Raw genomic sequence first — 3,383 nt, 5'->3', positions numbered from 1 at the left:
GATTCTCTTTAGAATCGACTGGTTTCATTCCTCTGTTTAATTTTCAAAGACCGTTTTTTAACAGTGTATAAATTATATCGTATAAGTTTTAACTTGTCAACATTTTTATTTATATTTGTTTTTTATCTTTGTTCTCGTTGACGACAGGTTATATTCTATCATAATTATATTTAGTATTATTATTATAATCGATAATTATACGCATTTATTTTAATTTTTCTTTGATTTTCTTCTAATTATTTAATATTATTGCTAATGATACACTAGAACAAGTTGGTAGTAAATTTTAAATATATATTTTTAACTAATTGTCTTATAATATATATATATAACTTACGGGAGGTGCATTGGCTTTGAAAAATGTTGGTGTATTTTTGTATTCATTAATATTTATAAATACTCTATCCGTTATAATAATTGTTCTACTAGAGAGAAGGAGACCGGAGAAAACTATTGCTTGGCTTCTCGTTATAATTTTATTGCCTCCTATAGGATTAATTATGTATATATTCTTAGGCAGAGATTGGAAGGTCCATAAACTTAACAAAGATTTTTCACCAAAAATAAGACAATTAATACATAAAGTAATAAATAAAATAGATAATATAGAGTATATATCATTGATTGAACTATTAGCACAAAATAGCGAATCCCCTTTATTTATATATAATGATATAACTATATTTGAAAATGGCTTAAAAAAATTCAATAAATTAAAAGAGGAAATTGGTAAAGCAAAACATCACATACATTTAGAATATTATATAGTCAAAAATGATACCATAGGTAATGAAATAAAAGACTTACTTATAAAAAAGTCCTATGAAGGAGTTACTATAAAATTTATTATAGATAGAGTTGGTTCTATAAAACTTGGAAAACAATATATAAATGATATGCTTAATGCTGGAATAGATGTAGTGCAGTACTCTTATTTTTTAGCTCCCTTAGTAAGAAAAATAAATACTCAAATTAATTACAGAAACCACAGAAAAATTATTATTATTGATGGTAAAGTAGGATTTATTGGAGGTATAAATATAGGAGACGAATATCTAGGAAAAGGCAAATTGGGATATTGGAGAGATACTCATTTAATGGTAAAGGGGGACTTTGTTTTAGGACTTCAGGGTGTTTTTATTGATGACTTTATGACTATTAAAAAGGTTAACGATGATATAATAACTTTAGACGAAAATGATTTTTCTCCATATTTTCCTAAAATAGATAAGAAAGACACCAAAATAATGCAATTAATAAAAAGCGGACCTGATTCTCCATATCCATCGCTAATGCAAGGTATGCTTAAAATGATAAATATGGCTAAAAAGAGCATATATATTACCACCCCTTATTTTGTTCCTCCTGAATCTATTATGGATGCTCTTAAAATAGCACTTTTGAGTGGAGTGGATGTTAGAATTTTATTTCCTGGAAAATATGATCATTTTATTGTGTACTATGCTTCGAAAACATATTTAGCTGAATTGATAAAATGTGGTGCTAAGGTTTACCTTTATGATGATAAAAGTTTTATACATGCAAAGGTTATGACCATAGATGGAAAAGTTTCAACAGTAGGAACTGCCAATATGGATATACGAAGTTATGAATTAAATTATGAAATAAATGCAGTTATATATGATGAAAATGTAACTACACAATTAGACGAATTGTTTTTTAAAGACTTAGAAAATAGTGTAATGCTAACAGAAAAACAATATGATTCTACTCCTTTTTTAACTAAATCTATGGAAACTATAGCGAGGCTTTTTTCATCTTTATTATAAATATTTACAAAGTTTATTAAAAGGGAGGTACAAAGAAAACACAGGTTTTCTTTATAAATATGAATACGGATATAGAAAATCAATTAATATCAATTGAAGAAGAAATTAAAAATATATGTGAAAATTATACCGATGATAATATAGGAGGATGGATAACTGGTCACGGTTCTGTACCTTGTGACATATTGTTCATCGGGGAGGCCCCTGGCAAAACAGAAGTAGAGGAGAGAACTCCTTTTGTAGGTATGGCAGGAAAAAATTTTGAACACTATTTAAACTTAATAAATGTTAAAAGAGAAAATATTAGAGTGACAAACACTTGTTATTTTAGACCAATAAAGATTAAAGAGTCTGCTAACGGGAAATCTTCCATAAGTAATAGAACACCAAAAACTTCTGAAATATCTCTTTTTAAAGATATATTATATAAGGAAATAAACCTAGTTAATCCTAAGATTATAATAACTTTAGGTAATATTCCATTAAAAACTTTAACAGACTATAAATCCATAGGTGAATGTCACGGGAAAATCACTTTTAGTGAAAAAGTAAATAGATACGTTTTTCCAATGTACCATCCATCATCTTTAACCTATAATAGAAGTGAAGATTTTAAACAAAAATATATAGAGGATTGGTATAAACTAAAGGAATCCTTAGGAACTATATAATCTAAAACTTCTCTTATTATAATATTTCATTTAAAGTTTTAATACATCGCAATTCATATTTAATTCTTCTTTAGTACTTAATAAAAATATTATATCACACATGATAAATCTCATAAAAAAAGTGAACCTTACTTTTACTAAAGTAAATTCACTTTTTTATTCATTATTTAATTATGTCATCTTCATTTTTAGGTTCTTGAAAATTACAAGGATTTCCTTCACAGTTTACTACAATATCATCTTCTACTTCTACTTTTTCTGTTTCTTCTTCTTTTTCACAACAACTACAAGCATTTTCATCCTCTTCCTCTTCATCTTCATCTTTCTCACTGCTGTCGTTACCTTTATTTGCTTTTATTTCTTCTATCTTTTCTTTAATTTTTTCTATATTATTATTTGATTCTTCTATGCTCTTACATGCTTCCTCTAAATCTACATCAATCATGGCTCCATTTTTATATTTTTCAAAAATCATTTCACCAATTTCTTTATATAATTTCTCAATATTATTTTTCTCAGATGAAATGTTTAAATTTAGCTTAGAAGTTTCAACTATTTCTCCAGATTTCTTCGCTACTGTTGCAGCACCATCTCCTACTGTTTTAGCAAGTTTTGATAATCCAGATGTTATACTATCTTTTATTTGCATATAATTACCCCCAATTTAATAAATATTTTCCATTGGTAATATTATTGCATAATATTGTTAATATATTATGTATATAAATTAAATTATATGTAAAGATTTTTATATATAAAAAGACCATCACTATTTAGTGATGGTCTTTGGTGACTCACCGGGGAATCGAACCCCGGACAACCTGATTAAAAGTCAGGTGCTCTACCGACTGAGCTAGTGAATCATACAACCTGGCGACGACCTACTTTCCCACAAGGCCTCCCTTGTAGTATCATCGGCGCA

At 27.4% G+C, this 3,383-nt stretch carries 3 protein-coding genes and 1 tRNA gene; 2 read left to right on the top strand and 2 right to left on the bottom strand.

The genetic code is table 11. The features are described from left to right. The first annotated feature begins 347 nt into the window (after window positions 1-347). Window positions 348-1,790, top strand: a complete 1,443-nt coding sequence (gene cls, locus RYO54_RS20130; RefSeq protein ID WP_315122474.1) for a cardiolipin synthase — start codon at window positions 348-350, stop codon at window positions 1,788-1,790. A gap of 59 nt (window positions 1,791-1,849) precedes the next feature. Then, window positions 1,850-2,461, top strand: coding sequence for a uracil-DNA glycosylase (locus tag RYO54_RS20125; protein ID WP_315122472.1), 612 nt, complete (start codon window positions 1,850-1,852; stop codon window positions 2,459-2,461). A 163-nt stretch (window positions 2,462-2,624) separates the two neighbouring features. On the opposite strand, the gene RYO54_RS20120 is transcribed toward RYO54_RS20125, so the two are convergent. Together RYO54_RS20120 and RYO54_RS20115 are read right to left on the bottom strand one after the other, a co-directional pair. After that, window positions 2,625-3,110, bottom strand: a complete 486-nt coding sequence (locus RYO54_RS20120; protein WP_315122471.1) for a hypothetical protein — start codon at window positions 3,108-3,110, stop codon at window positions 2,625-2,627. Between the two features lie 138 nt (window positions 3,111-3,248). Beyond that, window positions 3,249-3,324 (bottom strand) — tRNA-Lys (locus RYO54_RS20115). Window positions 3,325-3,383 lie beyond the last annotated feature (59 nt).

The sequence above is a fragment of the uncultured Clostridium sp. genome (assembly GCF_963515715.1).
Taxonomy (GTDB): domain Bacteria; phylum Bacillota; class Clostridia; order Clostridiales; family Clostridiaceae; genus Clostridium_AW.
The sequence above is the reverse complement of the archived record's forward strand: the minus strand, read 5'-3'. Positions and strand labels throughout refer to the sequence as shown.

Excerpts from the sequence above, each read along its gene's own strand:
- RYO54_RS20120 (WP_315122471.1), bottom strand. The coding sequence starts at position 3,110 with ATGCAAATAAAAGATAGTATAACATCTGGATTATCAAAACTTGCTAAA.
- RYO54_RS20125 (WP_315122472.1), top strand. The coding sequence starts at position 1,850 with ATGAATACGGATATAGAAAATCAATTAATATCAATTGAAGAAGAAATT.